The sequence below is a fragment of the Pedobacter psychroterrae genome (genome assembly GCF_004331695.1).
Taxonomy (GTDB): Bacteria; Bacteroidota; Bacteroidia; order Sphingobacteriales; family Sphingobacteriaceae; genus Pedobacter; species Pedobacter psychroterrae.
Window position 1 is genome coordinate 232,040 of record NZ_SJSL01000004.1, and the last position, 18,553, is coordinate 250,592.

12 protein-coding genes are annotated in these 18,553 nt (G+C 44.4%); 6 read left to right on the plus strand and 6 right to left on the minus strand.

The genetic code is table 11. The annotated features are described in order from the left end of the window. Positions 1-201: 201 nt before the first annotated feature. A complete protein-coding gene (locus EZ437_RS15915) occupies positions 202-1,299 on the minus strand; it encodes a tetratricopeptide repeat protein (RefSeq protein WP_131597052.1) in 1,098 nt (365 codons plus the stop codon). A 433-nt stretch (positions 1,300-1,732) separates the two neighbouring features. Here EZ437_RS15915 and EZ437_RS15920 point away from each other — a divergent pair, with 433 nt between their 5' ends. Continuing rightward, a complete protein-coding gene (locus EZ437_RS15920; RefSeq protein WP_131597053.1) occupies positions 1,733-4,129 on the plus strand; it encodes a T9SS type B sorting domain-containing protein in 2,397 nt (798 codons plus the stop codon). 96 nt (positions 4,130-4,225) lie between these two features. Then, the gene (locus tag EZ437_RS15925; protein WP_131597054.1) at positions 4,226-7,030 is read left to right on the plus strand and encodes a family 78 glycoside hydrolase catalytic domain; all 2,805 of its coding nucleotides are present in this window, start codon (positions 4,226-4,228) and stop codon (positions 7,028-7,030) included. Here the strand turns inward: EZ437_RS15925 and EZ437_RS15930 are convergent. Both EZ437_RS15930 and EZ437_RS15935 read right to left on the minus strand, forming a co-directional pair. After that, positions 7,027-7,761 (minus strand): LytR/AlgR family response regulator transcription factor, encoded by a 735-nt coding sequence (locus EZ437_RS15930; protein ID WP_131597055.1) that lies wholly within the window; start codon positions 7,759-7,761, stop codon positions 7,027-7,029. The two genes, EZ437_RS15925 and EZ437_RS15930, sit on opposite strands and share 4 nt — an antisense overlap. A 4-nt stretch (positions 7,762-7,765) precedes the next feature. Then, positions 7,766-8,809, minus strand: a complete 1,044-nt coding sequence (locus tag EZ437_RS15935) for a sensor histidine kinase (protein WP_131597056.1) — start codon at positions 8,807-8,809, stop codon at positions 7,766-7,768. A 241-nt stretch (positions 8,810-9,050) separates the two neighbouring features. Between EZ437_RS15935 and EZ437_RS15940 the strand changes: the two genes are divergently transcribed. Continuing rightward, positions 9,051-11,270 (plus strand): outer membrane beta-barrel family protein, encoded by a 2,220-nt coding sequence (locus tag EZ437_RS15940; RefSeq protein WP_131597057.1) that lies wholly within the window; start codon positions 9,051-9,053, stop codon positions 11,268-11,270. Positions 11,271-11,281: 11 nt separating this feature from the next. Here EZ437_RS15940 and EZ437_RS15945 read toward each other — a convergent pair whose 3' ends face one another. From EZ437_RS15945 to EZ437_RS15955, 3 genes are all read right to left on the minus strand, one after another. Continuing rightward, positions 11,282-12,235 carry a sugar phosphate isomerase/epimerase family protein gene (locus EZ437_RS15945; RefSeq protein ID WP_131597058.1) on the minus strand — a complete coding sequence of 318 codons (954 nt, stop codon included), beginning with the start codon at positions 12,233-12,235 and terminating at the stop codon, positions 11,282-11,284. A gap of 72 nt (positions 12,236-12,307) precedes the next feature. Then, entirely contained in the window at positions 12,308-13,543 is a 1,236-nt protein-coding gene (locus EZ437_RS15950; protein WP_131597059.1) for an MFS transporter, read from the minus strand. 28 nt (positions 13,544-13,571) lie between these two features. Beyond that, on the minus strand, positions 13,572-15,698 hold the full coding sequence (locus tag EZ437_RS15955; RefSeq protein ID WP_131597060.1) for an ATP-binding protein: 2,127 nt from the start codon (positions 15,696-15,698) through the stop codon (positions 13,572-13,574). Between the two features lie 156 nt (positions 15,699-15,854). Between EZ437_RS15955 and EZ437_RS15960 the strand changes: the two genes are divergently transcribed. The 3 genes from EZ437_RS15960 to EZ437_RS15970 all read left to right on the plus strand — a co-directional run bounded on the left by EZ437_RS15960 (position 15,855) and on the right by EZ437_RS15970 (position 18,527). Beyond that, positions 15,855-16,079: a CDGSH iron-sulfur domain-containing protein gene (locus EZ437_RS15960; protein ID WP_131597061.1), complete on the plus strand. Its 225-nt coding sequence runs from the start codon at positions 15,855-15,857 to the stop codon at positions 16,077-16,079. Between the two features lie 27 nt (positions 16,080-16,106). Further along, on the plus strand, positions 16,107-17,240 hold the full coding sequence (locus EZ437_RS15965; RefSeq protein WP_131597062.1) for a DegT/DnrJ/EryC1/StrS family aminotransferase: 1,134 nt from the start codon (positions 16,107-16,109) through the stop codon (positions 17,238-17,240). 81 nt (positions 17,241-17,321) lie between these two features. Then, on the plus strand, positions 17,322-18,527 hold the full coding sequence (locus tag EZ437_RS15970) for an MFS transporter (RefSeq protein WP_131597063.1): 1,206 nt from the start codon (positions 17,322-17,324) through the stop codon (positions 18,525-18,527). Positions 18,528-18,553: the final 26 nt, after the last annotated feature.

The window sequence follows — 18,553 nt, forward strand, 5'->3', positions numbered from 1 at the left end:
CCTTTAAGGGGCTATCTTATTAAATGGCCAATAATGACCCGGTTTACATCTGGTGTTTAACAAATGAAATTAGGAAAAATATAACGTACTAAAGAAATTTTATGGAAATCGATTGCTTAGCATAGTTTCGCAACTTGAAACCCAGGGTCAAATGTAGCCTGCTGCCATGATCAGCAATTTACTGAACAATGTGCCTCCCCCTTACAAATAATCGGAAATTGAGAACCGGTTATTGGCATCCAGTACCAGCCTGTTGGTATTATACCACTTCAGAAATGCCTGCCATTTTTCCGTATTGGCCGCTAACCAGGACTTGAAAAGCCCCTCATCACCCTTATGGAGTATCCAGTGGTTGTAGCACTCCATATGGCCGGCCTCAACTATTTTCTTTTGATAACTGAATAAAACATTGGGATAGGTTACAGCAGTCTTACCTTTAAAATATTCTCCCACGAAATTGGTCCGTATGCTATCTAATGTATTGATATTTAATTCTTTATACCCCAAAGCAGAAACCATCAGTATCCGCTCATATACAAATACGCCATAAGGCATTAGTTTGTCAGCATTTATATTATTCGTAGTAACCACATTGTTCTTACTAAAGCTAACAGAAATATGACCCGGGCTTGTGATACTAATCTGGCTTTTATAAGTATCAAACAGCATTTTACTGATCTCAGCGGTGCGTTTACTATTGCTCTCCAGGTTCATAAAAATTTCACCATACATCAGGCCCCAAAGCTTTTCTGGCGTTTCCAACCATACTCTGGATGCCCAATAGTAAGTGGATGGAAATTTTGGCTCCACAGCTATCCCTTTCTCAAAATTACCGAGGGCAGCTTTCAGGTCATTTTTCTTGAGGTTCATGATGCCAGATTCCAAGTATAACTTTCCCGAATTAGGGAAACGCAGTAAGCCATCAGCATAGGTCTGCCCCGCCTTTTCCGCATTGCCGCTCATGTCATAAGCGTTTCCCTGAAGCTGAAACAACAGGTCATTCGCTTCTTTTGAAGCCTTTAATTTCTCCATCACCTCAATTGCAGTGGCATAATCCTTTTTGAGGTACAATGCATAACCAAGCTCATAATTGTACATATAATTATCCGGATCAAGTTTCTGAAGGTCTTTCAACATGGTGATGCTGGCGTCGAGTTCACCTTTGTCCATCAGCTTAATTGCCTCGACCAGTTTACCTTTGTTCGGGTCGGCAACTGCCTGACTGAAAACAGGAGTGATAAAAAACAAGACTGCAATAACAGATGCATAAAAACATCTGGTTAGAAAACGTTTGTTCATGAGCGGTATATTTAGGTGGATACAAGGTAAATAATATTACTAAGAAATTAATTGTGGATTCCTAAAAAAGCTATAAGGCCAATCTCTATTATTTGGTTGACAGTGTACATACTGAATCCAAGTTCAATCCAAGTTGAGTCCAAGTCTAATCCAACTTTTAATTTAAAAAAGTTGGACTCATTTTTTATTCATCGTATATTCATATTGCAATCAGTCAAACCACTTACACAATACTTACAAAACATTTATAAGTGCTCTTTTATAAAAAAATATTTCTTCTACCAACCCCGGAAATTATTGAGAAACATGAAGGGGTTGTTGACGATGAAAGGACTATGATGGCAAACAGCATTTATATAGTCTGATGGATGGAGCATAGCTGAAAAGCAGTTTCTTTTAATTAAGTTTGTGTATTAACGTATCTATCTGCCTAATGACACAAGCGACTGCATATGGTCAAAATATAAAACCGCTTATCAAGGTTTGGTACCCGACAGTGTACGTCATTTTCCTGGTTATTTTGTCCTTAAATACATCTTTTGCGCAGACAGGTCCGCCCAATATTACTTATGAAACGCCTAAGGTATATCCGGTAAAAAGTCCAATTCTGCCTTTGACCCCTGCAAATACAGGCGGACCTATTGCGGCGGTGATCAGAAATACGATCAGCAATGTGGCTGGATCCCCGACAAGGCTAGCCGGACTGGTGAACCTGCCTGGTACAGGAGCGCAATTTGACGGACCAGGCGGCCTGGCAGTAGATGCGAATGGTAATTTGTATATCGCCGACAGGATGAACGATGCCGTAAGAAAGATTGCCATAGACGGTACGGTATCCACCCTTGCAACTATAAATATCAACAGGCCCTGGGGAATTGAGGTGAATCCGGTTTCCGGTGACATCTACGTTAGCAATTATGGCAATCACCAGATCATGAAAATCAGCCCTGCAGGAGTAGTAACGGCTTTTGCGGGTGTGGCAGGTGAAAAAGGAAGAACTGACGGACCTGGCTTAACTGCGAAATTTAACGAGCCTCAGGATTTAATATTTGATGCGGCAGGAAATTTATATGTGGCTGACTCAGGCAACAGGCTTATCCGCAAGATTACCCCGCAAGGTATAGTGAGCACAGAGGCAGGAAGCGGCAACCCTGGAAAAGCCAATGGTTTGGGTGCAGCGGCATCATTTAACACGCCGACGGGATTGTCTTTAGATCAAAACGGCAACCTGATCATTGCTGATTACAGCAACAATCTGATCAGGAAAATGACGCCTGGGGGATTGGTATCCACTTTGGCTGGTACTTCTGCACCCGGGTTTAGTGATGGCCCGGCAATGACGTCGGTTTTATGGAATCCATCGCATATGGTCAAGGATTATGCGGGGAATATCATCTTTTCAGATTCGCGGAACGACAGGATCAGGATGATCAGCGCTGCTGGCGTGCTTTCTACCCTCAGCGGGAATGGCATTAAAGGCGACGATGCAAATGGCAACAGCCTCACCGCAGAATTTAATAACCCTGTGGGACTGGCATACGACCAGTTTGCGAATCTGTATATCGCCGATGAGCACAACAATAAGATCAAGAAACTGGCTTTGGGAGGATACGTAATCAGTAGGCTTGGTGCACCGATGGACTTCCCCGACGGGCTGATATTTGATCCCAAAACTGGTATTATCAGCGGCACGCCGGATGAGATATGGCCTGAAACCAGGTATAAAGTAACGGGTTATAATGGCTTTGGAGAGAGTTCTTTTGAGTTTACCATCCAGGTTATTCCGACTGCGGTTTACCTGGCAAAACTACCTTCAATGACGGTTTGTGATCCAGATTTAGATCCAGTAGCGATCAGTGCGCTTCCTGTCATATATACAAGTAGTAATCACGCTGTGGCCATAATACTGAATGGTAATAAAATTCATGCGATAGGCAAAGGTACCACTACGATTACTGCGACTAATTCACTGGGAGAAAAGGACACAAGGGATTTGGAGGTGTTTGATTTTACGCCACCGCTGATCTCGCTAAGGGCAGATAAAATGATTTTGTGTCCGGGTGTGAGTGTGAACTTTACTGCTAAGGCGACCGGAGCTGGAAATAACGCACAATATGAGTGGTTTAAAAATGGGGTTTCTTTCGGTAATGATGCGGATACTTATACTGCTGTGAATTTATTGGCAACTGATAAAATTTCAGTGAGGGTTACGAATAAAGACTATTGCTATGATGTGATCTCTCTGGAGTCTGCCCCTGTGGTATTTACTCCTGTAGCTCCAGAACCTGACGTAACCATCACTATAAGTCCTTCGGCACCAGTCTGTATCGGTACGGTACTTAAATTTACTGCTGTATTGTCCAGACCGCAAATGGATACCGGGCCTTTTCCTAAATGGCATGTAAATGGAGAGGACATTGGTGTAATGTCGCCAGTGTTTTCAAGCGATAAATTGCAGGCAGGTGATGTGGTCAAATATGTGGTGCCCTGGCACAACGCCTGTACTCCTCTGCAGGATGTGGCTTCAAACGAGATCACAGTGGAGTACCGCAAGGCAGAACTGTGCAGTATCATGCCGCCAACTGCTTTTTCCCCTAATGGAGACGGGGTAAATGATAGCTGGAATATTGACTATCTGGCTGGCTTTCCTGGTTGTCAGGTGCGTATTTTTAATCGCTTTGGTCTGAAATTATATGAATCTACCGGGTATACTAATCCCTGGGATGGGAAGAGCAATGGAGTGAGCCTGCCTTCGGGCACCTATTATTATGTGATTGCACTGGAAAAAGATATGGAAACGGTATCAGGATCGATCACGATCATAAAATAAGTCAGGACAGCACAGGATGATGGAAATAATGGATTGCTTATCTTGCGGTATCTGATGTGCTTACACACCGCATCTTTGATAACACCAAATACTTGTATGAAACCATTTAGACATATTATTGCCGCACTATGCGCTTTCTCCCTTATTCCAATACTGACTTGTTCAGCAGCTGATAATTCTGCTGATGCGCCTAAAATTTTATCCCTTACTTGTGAATACCGGGTTAATCCAACAGGTGTAACCGCTACTTCGCCTAAGCTAAGCTGGAAATTTAGTTCAGTTGCCCGCAATGTGACACAAAGCGCCTATCAGGTACTGGTTTCAGCCGATCAGTCGGCATTGAACAAAGATAAAGGGGTGGTCTGGGACTCGGGAAAGATCCTGTCAGATGCTTCTATACAGGTTAGCTATGCTGGCAAACCGCTTCAGGCAGGTAAAGCATATTATTATAAAGTACGCATATGGGACAATAAGGGCAGGGCATCTGCATGGAGCGCCGTGGCCTTCTGGCAAATGGGGCTGATGGGCACGGCCGACTGGAAAGCCGCCAAATGGATCGGTTATGAAGAGCTGCCACAAGCGGAAAGAGTGGTGCCTGCGATACATATGAGGAGCGATCTGGCTGAAAAGAACGATGTACTTCCTTTATTGCGCAAACAGTTTAGCGTAGCGCGGAAGGTAAAAAAAGCCACTGCTTTTGTATCCGGACTGGGGCATTTTGAACTGAGCATGAACGGTGTAAAGGTGGGCGATCACTTCCTTGATCCTGGCTGGACTGAGTATGATAAAGAAGCATTGTATGTGACCTTTGATGTGACCAAAAACCTTAAGAAAGGCGGCAATGCGGTGGGTGTGGTATTGGGGAATGGTTTTTACTTTATCCCGCGCGATAAAAGATACAGAAAGATAACAGGCGCATATGGCTATCCTAAGATGATCTGCAGATTGCTGATCGAATATAGCGATGGATCGGAAGAAAACGTGATCAGTGATGAGAGCTGGAAGGCAGCTCCCTCTCCTATTACTTATACAAGTATTTATGGCGGAGAGGATTATAATGCTACACTTGAACAAAAAGGATGGGATACATTTGGCTTTGATGATGTGAAATGGAAGCATGCTGTTCTGGTAAAAGCCATTCCTATGTTGAGTTCGCAGATGGCTGAACCGCTGAAAGTATTTGAGAATTTTAGTCCCGTCAAGATCACCCAGGTAAAACCGGGTGTATGGGTGTATGATATGGGTCAGAATGCATCGGCTATTCCTGCTATTTCGGTAAAGGGCCGGTATGGGGCTGTGGTTCGTATTTCACCCGCAGAATTGTTGAATAAAGACGGTACGGTAAATCAATCAGCCAGTGGCGACCCGCATTATTATGAGTATACCTTAAAAGGTGGCGATGTAGAGAACTGGCAGCCTAAATTTACTTATTATGGATTTCGGTATATACAGGTGGAAGGTGCGGTACCGGATAAGGAAACCAATGCGGAAGGCAAACCTGTGGTAGTGGCGATGAAGAGTCTGCATGTCCGCAATGCGGCTAAACGTGCAGGAAGCTTTACTTCATCCAATGATTTATTTAACAAAACGAATACGCTGATAGACTGGGCGATTAAGAGTAATATGGTGAGTGTGTTTACCGATTGTCCGCACCGCGAAAAACTGGGCTGGCTGGAGCAGGCGCACCTTATGGGTGCCTCGGTACAATACAATTATGAGGTGGCGGCGCTGAACAGAAAGATTGTGGACGATATGATAGCGGGGCAGACTAACGACGGCCTGATACCGGATATTACGCCTGAGTATGTGCATTTTGACGGGGGCTTTCGTGATTCCCCTGAATGGGGCAGCAGCGGTATCATTGTGCCCTGGTATATGTATGAATGGTATGGCGACAGGGATGTACTGGTTAAAGCCTACCCTATGATGGAAAAATATATTGTGTACCTGCAGTCTAAGGCTAAAGACGACATCCTGTCGCACGGACTGGGTGATTGGTTTGACATAGGGCCAAATAGTCCGGGTGAGGCACAGCTGACACCTAAGTCGCTCACTGCTACTGCTATTTATTATTATAACATTTCTATATTGAAGCAGATTGCCAAAGTATTGGGAAAGACTGAGGATATTGGTAAATACGATGCATGGGCAGCGAAGGTATATATAGCGTTTAATAAGGCATTTTTTAATAAACAAACCAAGCAGTATTCTACTGGCAGCCAGACTGCTAATGCGATGGCAGTGTACATGGGGCTGGTAGATCCTTCGGATAAACAGGCGGTGGTGGATAATTTGGTTGCGGAGATTAAGGGTCGCGGTAATAGTCTGACGGCCGGTGATATTGGCTATAGGTATGTGTTGCAGGTGCTGGATGATGCGGGGCGGTCGGACGTGATCTATGACATGAACAGCAGATCTGACGTGCCGGGCTATGGCTGGCAACTGGCCCATGGAGCAACCGCATTGACGGAATCCTGGCAGGCATATGGTTTTGTATCTAACAACCACTTTATGCTTGGACATTTGATGGAGTGGCTATATACCGGTGTGGGTGGTATACGTGCGGTGAAGGAATCTATCGCCTATAAGACTTTTGAGATCAGGCCTCAGGTAGTTGGCAATTTAACCAGTGCTAAAGTCACTTATGAATCGCCATACGGGCATGTGCTGTCTTCATGGAAGAAGGATGCGGAAGGATTTAGCATAGATGTAGAGGTTCCTGCGAACAGTAGTGCGGTAGTTTTGCTGCCATATGCAGCGGGAGATGTGGTGTTTGAAGGGGCTGTGCGCTTTAAGGAAGGTTTGAAAAACGGCATCAATGTGAAGTCTGTGGATCGGAAGACGGTCAGTGTTACTGTAGGGTCTGGCAAGTACAGTTTTAAAGTGAAGCAGGCCAATTAAGCTTTTGGGAAGCCCAGTTCTTTCATGAGCTGGTCTTTGTAGTTACTGCCTATTGGGATTTCCGTATTGTTGATAAAGAGCCTGTTGCCTTCTATGTGGTCTATTTTTGATTTGTTGATGATGAATGAACGGTGTACACGCAAAAAGGTTGAGGCAGGCAATAGCTCTTCGAAACTGGAGAAAGGCATTTTGGGCATCAGGGTATTGCTGGTGGTCACGATTCTTGTATAATTGCCCTGTGCCTCGGCGTATAGGAGATCATGGTGACTAAGCTTGTAGATCTTTCCGTCTGTCTTGATAAAAGTAAAATCTTCTATTGGGCCTGGCTGGCTTGCCGGGATGCTGCTTCCCTCCTGTCTTGTTTTAGCGGGCTGGAGTTTATCCGTAGCTTTATCTATGGCCATAATGAAGCGTTCGAAAGAAAAAGGCTTTAAAAGGTAATCACAGGCTGCGAGGTCAAACGCATCGATGGCATATTCTTTGTAGGCTGTGGTAAATATGACCTGTGCTGGGTTTTTAAGCGTCTTTAAGAAGGATATCCCATCCATTACGGGCATGTTGATATCCAGGAACAGGATGTCTATGTGGGTAGTTTGCATGATCGCTTTAGCCTCCAGTGCATTTCCGCAGGATGCGACTACGTTTAGATAGTCCAGGTGCTGGCAATAGTTCTGAATGATATCGCGGGCAATGGGTTCGTCGTCAACAATGAGGCAATGGATTTTGTTCATAGGGCTATCTGGGGATCTTTAACTGAAGTTCTACGGAATAAAACATTTCATCGCTTTGTACGAGAAGGTCGTGGGCATTAGGATAAAGCAGTTCCAGCCGCTTGCGGACATTTGGCAGGCCAAAGCCATTGCTTTTGCCCATCAGGTTATTGCTCTGCTCCTCTTTGCCGTAGGTATTTTTTATGGAGAACAGGATGGAATTGCCCCAGGTCTTTATTTTGATGTCCACAAATATCTCGGGTGTGGCGGTATTCTTAGAATGCTTAAAGGCATTCTCTATGAAGATGATGAGCAGCATGGGCGCTATTTTTACTTCATCAGCAATCATCTCTTCTATGTCGGTAGTAAGCATCAGCCTGTCGCCTATGCGGAGCTTTTCAAACTGCAGGTAATTGTTGATATAAGCCAGTTCATTTTTGAGCGGCACGAAGGGCTCCCCTGCATCGTAAACTGAATAACGCAGTAATTCTGACAACTTGAGCAGCAGTGGCGGGATCTTTTCGTGTTCGGTAATGGAAAGGCCGTACAGGTTATTAAGGGTATTAAAGAGGAAATGCGGACTTAATTGCGATTGCAGCAGGTTGAGTTCGCTTTTGCTGTGGGCAGCCTGATTTTGCGCTTCCCTGAGCTGGTTTTGTGTAGATGTATGCACCAGTTTGATGAGCACGCCTGAGGCTATGCTGATGATGGCAAAGGGTACCCAGAACAACATCAGATTGATCGCTACCCTGCCCTCCAGGGGGAAATCGGCATGAAAGAACAACCAGGCGATGCATACGATGATCAGGAAGGGAAGTCCGACGAGCAGTACCGGTGGCACCGTTGTGAGTTTGGAAGCCCAGATCTGGGATACATAACGGCCTGAAAACACGCCCAGCATGAAACATACTGTGGCGGCAAAAGAAACTAACTCGTCTTCCGCCACATGGATTGATTCTGCATAGAATTTTACGGCTACGAAAATAGGGATAGCAAGCAGGATGGCTAGGCCAAGGTATACCCTGCCGCCAAAAAAAGTATAGATTGATTTATCCGTTGTGTTGCTCATATCTTTTACATTGCATTTGTCTTTGCAAATCTGGGGTTGTAAAGCCAGTTGGTCAAACTAAATGGATGAACAGGTCAATATCAATGACAAATAGCCGCTTGTGGGTTTCTAATGGTTTTGACACCCTGTAGCAGGAATCCGTCATCGGCAAGGTAAGTTACAACATATTTATTTTCCATTGCAAGTCCGGCGGTCAATATTTGTGTCATTGGATGATGAACGAACACTTAAAACGCTAACCATGAAGATAACTATAATTCCCTTTGTTATTATGCTGATTCCCGCAATCGGCATGGGACAAGTAAAGACGACACAAAAAGATACCGTAAAAATTGTTAAAGACACCATAAACAAAACGGTGAAGCTGGACGAAGTGGTGATTAAGTCTAAAAGGCCGCTGATACAGATGGAGATTGATAAAACAGTGGTAAATGTGGCTTCTATGATCAGCAGCGCGAGCAGCAATACGCTCGAAGTACTGGAGAAGACGCCGGGTGTAACGGTGGACACCCAGGGCAATATCAGCCTGAACGGCAGAAGTGGCGTGATGGTGCTGATAGATGGAAAGCAAATGTATCTATCGGGCAGTGACCTGGCGGCTTATCTGAAATCATTGCCCGGCGGTAATCTGGATAAAATAGAACTGATGGACAATCCGCCTGCCCGCTATGATGCCGCAGGTAATGGAATTATCAATATCAGGCTGAAGAAAAACCGGACTGCCGGAACAACGGGAAGTGTGGCGACGGGTTACAACCAGGGTCGCTATGCGAGAACCAACAACTCGGTCAATCTGAACTATAGCAATAAGAAGATTAATATATTTAGCAATGCTGGTTATAGTTATGATAAAAATTATGGAATTGACATTTACAAAAGGACTTACTACGATGCCGGAGGTGCAATAGCATCGAATATATTGCTGGACAATGAACAGCAATATTACAGTAATGGATTTAATGGCAACCTTGGGATGGATTATTCACCCTCAGAAAACACTACTTATGGACTGCAGTTGAACCTGAGTACCAGCGCGAATGATGGAAGGGCATCTTCACTGAGCAGTAATTTTGGTCTTATTGAGCTGGACAGCAGCGGCCTGGGGCTATCCATAGCAGATGGTACGAGGCGAAACATGGGGTCGAACTTTAATGTGCTTCATAGGTTTGGAAAGACAGGCAGGGAGCTGAGTGCGGATGCCGGTTACCTGAGAAACACAGGCTCACTGGATCAGTCTTTTGAAAATAAGATGTATGAGACAGATGGGGATATGGCCAGCAGAACTGACCTATTTTATGACCTGCCTACCTACATGACGGTATATACGGTAAAAACGGACTATGTGCACCCATTGGCCAATAAAATCAAACTGGAAGCCGGACTGAAATGGAGTTTGGTAGAAAATGACCACCAGAATGATGCTTACCTGTTGTCGGGCAACCAGCAGGTGATCGATAATACCAGGTCTAATCACTTCAAGTACAGAGAAGGATTTGCGGCGGCCTACGTGAGCGGACAAAAAGCCTGGAAGCAGTTGGGCATACAATTGGGGCTTAGAGCCGAACATACTTATGGACTTGGTCAGCAAATGGGCAATGCAGTTGTTGCGGGAAGTACCTTTGACAATCAGTACACACGGCTGTTCCCGACAGTGTTCATCAATTACAAGTTGGACACAGTATCTGCTAATACGTTAAATTTTAGCCTGACAAGGCGGATAAACAGGCCTAATTACCAATACATGAACCCATTTGTGTTTGTGCGTGATCAGTTCACGCAAACTACAGGTAACCCCGATGTTCTGCCTCAGTATCAGTACCGTTATGAGTTACGCTGGCAGCACAAGCGATTCCTGCGAATGGCCGTCAGTTACAACCGTTTCACGAATGTGATATTCCAGACTACCAATGTAGTGAACGGGACATTTATCACCCGGCCAGAGAATATAAAGCAAGGCTATATGTTTATCACGAGTACGGGTCTTACCTTGGATCCGTTTGAATGGTGGAACTTTAACGCCGAAATATGGGCGGCGAGACTGGGACTGGATGGAACCGCATATGGCGAACAACTAAATCCCAAAATATACGCGGCAAGGATTAATGTGATCAACCAACTGCAGTTTGGAAAAGGCTGGAGCGGAGAATTTGGCGGATACTATGCTAGTCGTGATTTGAACGGGCAAACTGTCACTGCCGGAATGATCAGGACAAACGCCGGGCTGCAAAAGAAGATCTGGAAGGATAAAGGCAGCATAAGACTGAACATGGAAGATATATTCCATAGCTGGAAATACGAGAACAGGTCGGTATCATTAAGACGAGCTTACTACTTCCAGACCTCAGAATCCGATACACAGCGGATAGGTCTGTCTTTTACGTATAACTTTGGCAATGAGTTATTTGCACGCAAAAGCAAACATAGAAACAATGCACTGGACGAAGAAAAAAGCAGGATGTAAAAGCAGGGATTTTAAACCCCTGCTTTTTTGATGACTTCTAATGTTTTTTTGAGACCTGTGATGGCTACCTGTTGCAGGTCTTCTTTCCAGTAGTTGGGATTGTAAAGCTCTAGAGAAACACATCCTTTGAAGCCGGTGGCCTTTAGGTCTTTAAGTATTTGAGGTAAGGGCAAAATACCATCTCCGGGATACACTCTGTGCTGATCACCCAGATCCTTAATTGCCGGTGAGGCTGGTGCGTCAGCGAACTGGAAAATGGCGATAGCTTTGCCGCTCATGATCTTTAACCCTTCAAAATTACCTTCTGAAATGTACATGTGGTAGGTATCGGGAATGATCATCGCATTTGGATGGTCTGCATCTAAGGCGATGGCCATGGCTTGTCCCATTGTCTTGATGGGCTGGAATTTCACAAATACAAGGGCCGGATTGATCTTATATTCTTTTAGGCCGATTTCTATAATGTCTTTGTAGCGGGCGGCCATCCACTTCTGGTTGTAAGGTTCGCTAGCAGTGTTGGCGATGGTCTGGATGTGCTGGGCACCAATATCGGCAGCCATGCGCATGCGGTTGCGGGTATCCTTTAATGACTGATCAAAGAGTTCCTGCGTAGGCGGTAAGGAGTTCCATAAGCCTATTACGCTGGGAACGAACATGCCCAGGTCTTTGATTTCTTTGCCAAGGTCTTTGAGGTTGCCTCCCTTGGCTTCAAATTCCTGAAGTTCACCATCCCAGGGTTCGATGGCATCGTATCCGGCTTTTGCTGCAAATTTAACTTTATCTTTTAATGAGGCGGGCCTGATGGTGGCGGTATCCAGACAAATGGGCCATGGGCTGATACCTTTCTGGTAGCGTTTTTCTTTTTGTGCCTGGTTATTTGTATTAGCAAGTACATCGGTGGTAGCGGCTAATGAGAGTACTCCTGCTGTCGCTGCACCAAGGTTGATAAATTTTCTACGATCCATATTTGGTTTAATTTGTGATCCTAATATACGATTAAAATTATTTTAGAAAAGCCAATATGAGCTTGTTGTGGGTTATTTTGTTACAGAAATGTTCTTTGCCACCCTGTGTAAAAGGTAAATACTGAGTATAGAAATAACGATTACCAGGTAGCCAACAATGTCATAATGCTGCAAAGGGGCAGATTTGTGCTCCTGTACGACAATCATTCCGGCTATTGCCGCTGCTACCCCACCTGCTATCTGCTGCATAGAGGCATTGATACTCATAAATGCTCCGCGGTCTTCCAGTTGCGGAATGGCACTTACCAGGGCCGTAGCAGGGATCATACGACTCATAATGCCCATCATCATCAGGATATTGAGTACTACGACCAACCAAAACGGACTTGGCCCGAGGTTAGTGTAAACTACTACCATGAGCATCATCCATACGGCAGCAATGGTGAATATTTTCATTTTGCTGATCCTGTCGCTAAGTTTTCCTATCACAGGCAGGATGACAAGCGAACTGAGTCCGGAGATGAAGAACAACATGGGAAGTTGGGCAGTGGTGATCTCTATATTATTGACAGCGAAGGCACTGCCAAAGGGAAACATCATGAACCCGCCTATGGAAAGCATAGCGGTAGCGGAAAAACCGATGCGGTAATCCTTTTTCCTGACCGTATGCCATAGGTGTATGAAGGCCGATTTGTCGCGCTGTGCTTTTAAATGTTCGGTAACTGAGGGTAGCTTAATAAGCAGCATGACAGCGATAACGATGGCTATAGCGGCTACGAGTAGAAAGGCTGCTTCCCAGCTCCATATATCAGCAAGGTAAAGGCCGATGGGTATGCCGAGTACCTGACTGGCACCAAAACCCATTTGCACAAAGCCCATTACCCTGCCCCTTTGGTCTAATGTAAAAAGATCGGTAATGATGGCAAGAGAAATAGAGCCGATGACCCCCCCAAAAAGACCGGTAAATATACGGGCGGCCACTAAAGCAGTGTAAGAATGCGCGAGGCCGCAGAATATGGTCCCAATGATAAAACCTATATAGAAGAACAGCAATAGTTTTTTGCGGTCAAAGCGGTCGGCAAATCCTGCGGTCAGCAAGCCCGATATTCCAGCGCTGAAGGCGTATGCTGAGACTGCCACACCAAATGCGGCAGGTGACATAGACAGTGATTTCATCATGAAGTCGCCTAGTGGTGACATGATCATGAAATCAAGGATTACCGTAAACTGGGTTACGGCAAGCATAAAGATTACCCATTTTTGGTTGGCGGTAAATGGTATAATGGCAGTTTTATCGGTAGCTAGCATGTGGGCACGAAGGTAAGAAAAACAAGTATTATAATGGAAGTGTGAACCAAAATGTACTTCCTTTTCCCTCTTCACTGTCTACACCAATCTCTCCGCCGTGACGTTCAATGATATCGGCACTGATGTAAAGACCCAGGCCCAGGCCGGACACCTGATAGCCTGAATCATCGACGCGGTAATACCTGTTGAACAGGTGTGGTAATTTTTCAGCACTAATGCCCATGCCTGTATCCTTTACGGATACCCTTACCATATCGCCCAGGTTTTCTACAATGAGGTAGATTTGTTTGGAGTTTGGCGCGTATTTGACTGCATTGTTTACCAGGTTTACAATTACCTGATCGATGCGGTGTTCATCGGCCACGACCTCCAGGTCAGCGTCGCCCTGAAAGACCAGTTCATGTTTTCCTCCAATCCGGACATGGCTGCAGCATTCATTGAGGGTATGAGACAAAACAAACCTCTTTTTGGTCAGCTTGATCTGTCCCTCATTCATGCGGCTTACATTGAGCAGGTCCTCTACCAGTTCGCTGATCTTGCCCATACTCCTGTTGGACTGTTCGATAAGGCGCGGCAGCATGGAAGAAGCAGGTTTGTCTTTCATACGATCCAACAGCTGCAAAGAAGCTTTTAAGGCAGTGATTGGTGTTTTTAATTCATGACTGGCAATGGAGATAAAATCGTCTTTCTGCTGCTGTAGACGTTTAAACTCGGTAATATCCAGTATGGTGCCTAACAGCCTCACTGGATTTTGCTTTTCATCGTAGTATACATTGGCCTGAACGCGCATCCAGTGTATAGATCCGTCGGGATGGATGAGGCGGGCTTCGTAGAGCATTTTACCGGTCTGACGTGCACGCTCATGCGCTTCTGCACTTAAATGGATGTCATCAGGATGAAAGACCTTTAAATATTCATCTCTTGAACTGAATTCTTGGACTCCGAAAATGGCATTGAAGCGGTCGGAGGTTACCATAGTATTGGTCAGGTAATTATAGTCGAATGTACCGATCTCAGCAGCATCGACAGCCAGTCTGACACGTTCCTCTACATCTTCAATGCTACGACGTGCCGTTACCTTTTCGGTCACATCGATAACCACCACCATGATAGAAGTGACGATGCCTTCCTGGCTTTTGACAGGCTCATATACAAAATCCAGGAATACTATTTCGTGGTTTCCATTCCGGACCAATACGACTTCGTGTTCATTGGCAAGGAATGCCACACCAGTAGTGATCACATTCTGCATCAGAGGTGCATAACCCTCTGCAGCTTCTGCAACTGCCTCCCATATCACTTTATTTTCGATCTCCTTACGGCTCTTTCCTACGATTTCAAGGTAACCCTCATTTACTTCGACCACCACCAGGTCGGATGCCCTTATTACGCAAATGGCCATTGGTGCCTGACTGATAAGGCTGCGAAACCTTCCTTCACTTGCAGCCAGCTCAGCAATCTTTTCTTCAAGATGCTGTCGGGAATTTAGTAATTCTTCATTGGATGCCGATAATTCCTCGATTGTTGTAGCCAGTTCTTCATTCAGTGCACTGAATTCTTCATTTAAAAGCTGGTATTTGTAATTGCTTTGCTGTAATGCGATTACCCTTGCATTTACTTTGTTCTCCAGTTCAGTATTTAGTTCTGCCAGCTTTTCTTTTGTTTGTTGCAGGTCTTCATTTGCAGCAGCAAGTTCTTGGTTTAAGGCTTGTTCTTTCTCCAAGGCCATTTCATTTTCATGAGCAAGTGCAATTGCCTTTTCTCTCAGTACCCTATCTGTTACATCGATGGCAGTATGGAGGATGCAAAGTATTTTTTCGTTTGCATCTTTGATAGCCCTGTATTCAAAATCAAAATAAAAAGTATGAATTTCACCATCCACTTCAAGATCAGCAGCCGTATCGGTGCCTGATATGGTGAGTCCTTCATTCCATACTTTTTTAAACATATCAATGAAGGGCTGACCTTTGAGCTCGGGAAGCGCATCTTCCAATGATTTGCCGATGACGCTTTTGTCTTTACCCCAGATTTTTAGCATTGCGTTATTGGCTGTCTGAATAACCGCACTTTCACCTACATGAACTGCTGTAGCCGTTTGGGTTAAGGCATACACCTCTAATAATTGATCTTTACTTAAGAGCTCAGGAGTTGGCATCGAGTACGTTTAGTTGAAGTTAAAGATAGAAATTCAAATCGCAAATCTGCTACACTTCCTGTGCCAAATTACAGTACAGAGAATGGTTCTAAATTGAAATGACCGCTTTCAATACCATTTCAATATTCTAGCTTTGCCGGAAGCAAAAAAAATTAGATGGCAAAAACGAAACTTACAATAAATAATAACGGATCGGTAAAGATAGAAGGTGATTTTGAGATTGTTGACAGAAATGGCAATACTTATGGATTGCAAGGCAGGGAAGTGCTTTCCATCTGTCGTTGTGGCCTGTCAAAAAACAAGCCTTTTTGTGATGGATCGCACAATGGGCATTTCGAGCATGAGGCGGTAGCATTTGACCTGCCTCCTAAAAAAGTTTAGAACCAGAATACCCAACGAAATGACAAGATGATTCCACGGGGCAGGCTAGACATTACTTTTTCCTCCCTCTTTAAAGGTATCGGCTTTTGTGTGGCTGAGCTATTTGGCATTCGGGTGCCGGAAACTCTTGAAGATGATGAAAATGTACTGCCTTGTCTGTCAGTAAGGACCGGTTTTGACTTAACATTAAGATCCTTGGGTCTTGAGCCAGGTTCAGTGCTATTGATGACCAATATCAATATACCCGATATGTTTAGTATTGTGGGTTCACATCAGCTTGTGGCTATTCCTTTGCCGGTGAATAAACATACGCTGGGTATTTCTATGACGCAACTGGAGGATTCTATTACCTCTGGTACCAAAGCCATACTGATCACGCACCTGTTTGGTGCCATCATGGATATTGATGCCGCAGTCAAGGTAGCTAAGCTCCATAACCTGATTGTAATAGAAGACTGTGCTCAGGCTTTTAATGGTACTTATAAAGGCCACCCGCAGGCGGATGTAGTGATGTTTAGCTTTGGGCTCATTAAAACCAATACCAGTGTAACAGGTGCCTTACTCCGCTTTAACAACCGGGAACTGCACAGTAAGGTGAAAATGCTGAACGATCAGCTACCGGTACAAAATACACGTGTATATCTGAAGAAGCTCTTTAAAGCCATTGCTATCCAGGTGATCACACTGAAATTATTTTACACGTTACTGTGTTATTATTGCAGGATTGCCGGGAAAGACATTGATGTTGTACTGGCCGGTTTTACAAGGGGCTTTCCCGGCGCAGATGTAATGAGTAAAATAAGGTTTAGACCCTGCACGGCCAATCTGCGGATGATGCAATTGCGAGCTCGTAATTTTTCTATAGATCGTATTACTTTAAGAAAAGCGGTGGCTGACAGTATCATCCGGATGATACCGGACAGCATGAAGATTGGGCGTCTAAATGCAGGACATACTTATTGGGTACTGCCGGTGGTGTCTGAAAATCCAGAAGAACTGATCAATAATTTAAGAAAAAAGGGTGTAGATGCAACAGCAAAGGCATCAAGCCTGGTAAAATGCGGGGCCTTAGCGCCATCAACCGAAGATGAACTGGTAGTGGATAATCTGGTGTATTTACCCGTTGCACATGAAGTGGTAAATAAGCTATCGGGGCTGTAGATTATTACAATCTCATGTTTGATCAGGTTAGGTAAAGGAGCGTTGTAAAGTTAACTTTGCGACTTCAAAATATTATTTCAATTGATCGCCACTAAGACTTTAAAACAACAGCACCAGGGGATATCAACCATCCTTGCATTTGCGCTGATACCTTTGTCGGGATTTGCTACCGACATTTATGTCCCTTCCCTCCCTACCATGGCGGCCGCACTTAACGTGAGTGATATCCAGGTGCAGCTTACATTGGGCCTCTTTCTGATCAGCTATGGTGTTTCTCAGCTGTTTGTGGGCAGTCTTCTTGACAGTTTTGGGAGGTACAGGATCAATATGATCAGTCTGGCTATTTTTGCACTGGCCAGTATAATTGTTGCAAACACCGCCAATATTTACCTGATCTATTTGATGCGGATCATCCATGGAGTAACGGTAGGTGCTATTGTGGTTTCTAAACGGGCCTATTTTATAGATGTATTTTCAGGTGATAAGCTGAAGCATTACCTGAGCATGTTCTCTATAATTTGGGCTACCGCCCCTATTATTGCTCCTTTTGTAGGAGGCTATTTACAAACCTATTTTGGATGGCAGGCTAATTTTTACTTCCTGGCCGGTTTTGCGATAATTATATTTTTCCTGGAACTGATCTTCAGTGGGGAAACTTTGAAGCAGCCCATGGACTTTCATTTGAAGAAGATAGCGCTAATTTACTCAGACATGATTAAAACAGCCAGTTTTACCCTTGGTATCGTGATGCTTGGGCTATCTTACTGTATGGTAATGATCTATAATATGACAGGGCCATTCATTATAGAACACCAGTTGCATTTGAGCCCTGTGGTGATAGGATACAGCTCATTGATATTGGGCGCTGCTGTAATGGTAGGTGGACTGATCAGTAAGGCAACCATCAACAAACCTTTTAATAAAAAACTAATGATCAATGTAGGTGTTCAGCTTCTGGCTGTGCTGACGATGCTGATCAGTACCCAATTTGTGAGCAATCTTTACTCATTGATTTTCTTTGCCTTTATTATTCATGCTGGTTCGGGATATACTTTCAATAGTTACTTTACCTTTTGCCTGAGCAGGTTTCCAAACAATGCGGGAATTGCAAGCGGTTTGACGGGTGGCATCAACTATGTGATTGTTTCATTTCTGAGCTACGGAATCATCTACCTGATCCCTGCCAGTGATGAATCCAATCTTGCCTATAGCTACCTGATATTAATTGTGTTATCAGTGCTGATCATGTTAATTATCTTCCGTATGACCAGAAAAGCAACTAACTAAATTTAGTATCTTCGGTCTTGATAATT

Coding starts and splice junctions, on each gene's coding strand:
- EZ437_RS15915 (WP_131597052.1), bottom strand. CDS start 1,299: ATGAACAAACGTTTTCTAACCAGATGTTTTTATGCATCTGTTATTGCA.
- EZ437_RS15920 (WP_131597053.1), top strand. CDS start 1,733: ATGACACAAGCGACTGCATATGGTCAAAATATAAAACCGCTTATCAAG.
- EZ437_RS15925 (WP_131597054.1), top strand. CDS start 4,226: ATGAAACCATTTAGACATATTATTGCCGCACTATGCGCTTTCTCCCTT.
- EZ437_RS15930 (WP_131597055.1), bottom strand. CDS start 7,761: ATGAACAAAATCCATTGCCTCATTGTTGACGACGAACCCATTGCCCGC.
- EZ437_RS15935 (WP_131597056.1), bottom strand. CDS start 8,809: ATGAGCAACACAACGGATAAATCAATCTATACTTTTTTTGGCGGCAGG.
- EZ437_RS15940 (WP_131597057.1), top strand. CDS start 9,051: ATGAAGATAACTATAATTCCCTTTGTTATTATGCTGATTCCCGCAATC.
- EZ437_RS15945 (WP_131597058.1), bottom strand. CDS start 12,235: ATGGATCGTAGAAAATTTATCAACCTTGGTGCAGCGACAGCAGGAGTA.
- EZ437_RS15950 (WP_131597059.1), bottom strand. CDS start 13,543: ATGCTAGCTACCGATAAAACTGCCATTATACCATTTACCGCCAACCAA.
- EZ437_RS15955 (WP_131597060.1), bottom strand. CDS start 15,698: ATGCCAACTCCTGAGCTCTTAAGTAAAGATCAATTATTAGAGGTGTAT.
- EZ437_RS15960 (WP_131597061.1), top strand. CDS start 15,855: ATGGCAAAAACGAAACTTACAATAAATAATAACGGATCGGTAAAGATA.
- EZ437_RS15965 (WP_131597062.1), top strand. CDS start 16,107: ATGATTCCACGGGGCAGGCTAGACATTACTTTTTCCTCCCTCTTTAAA.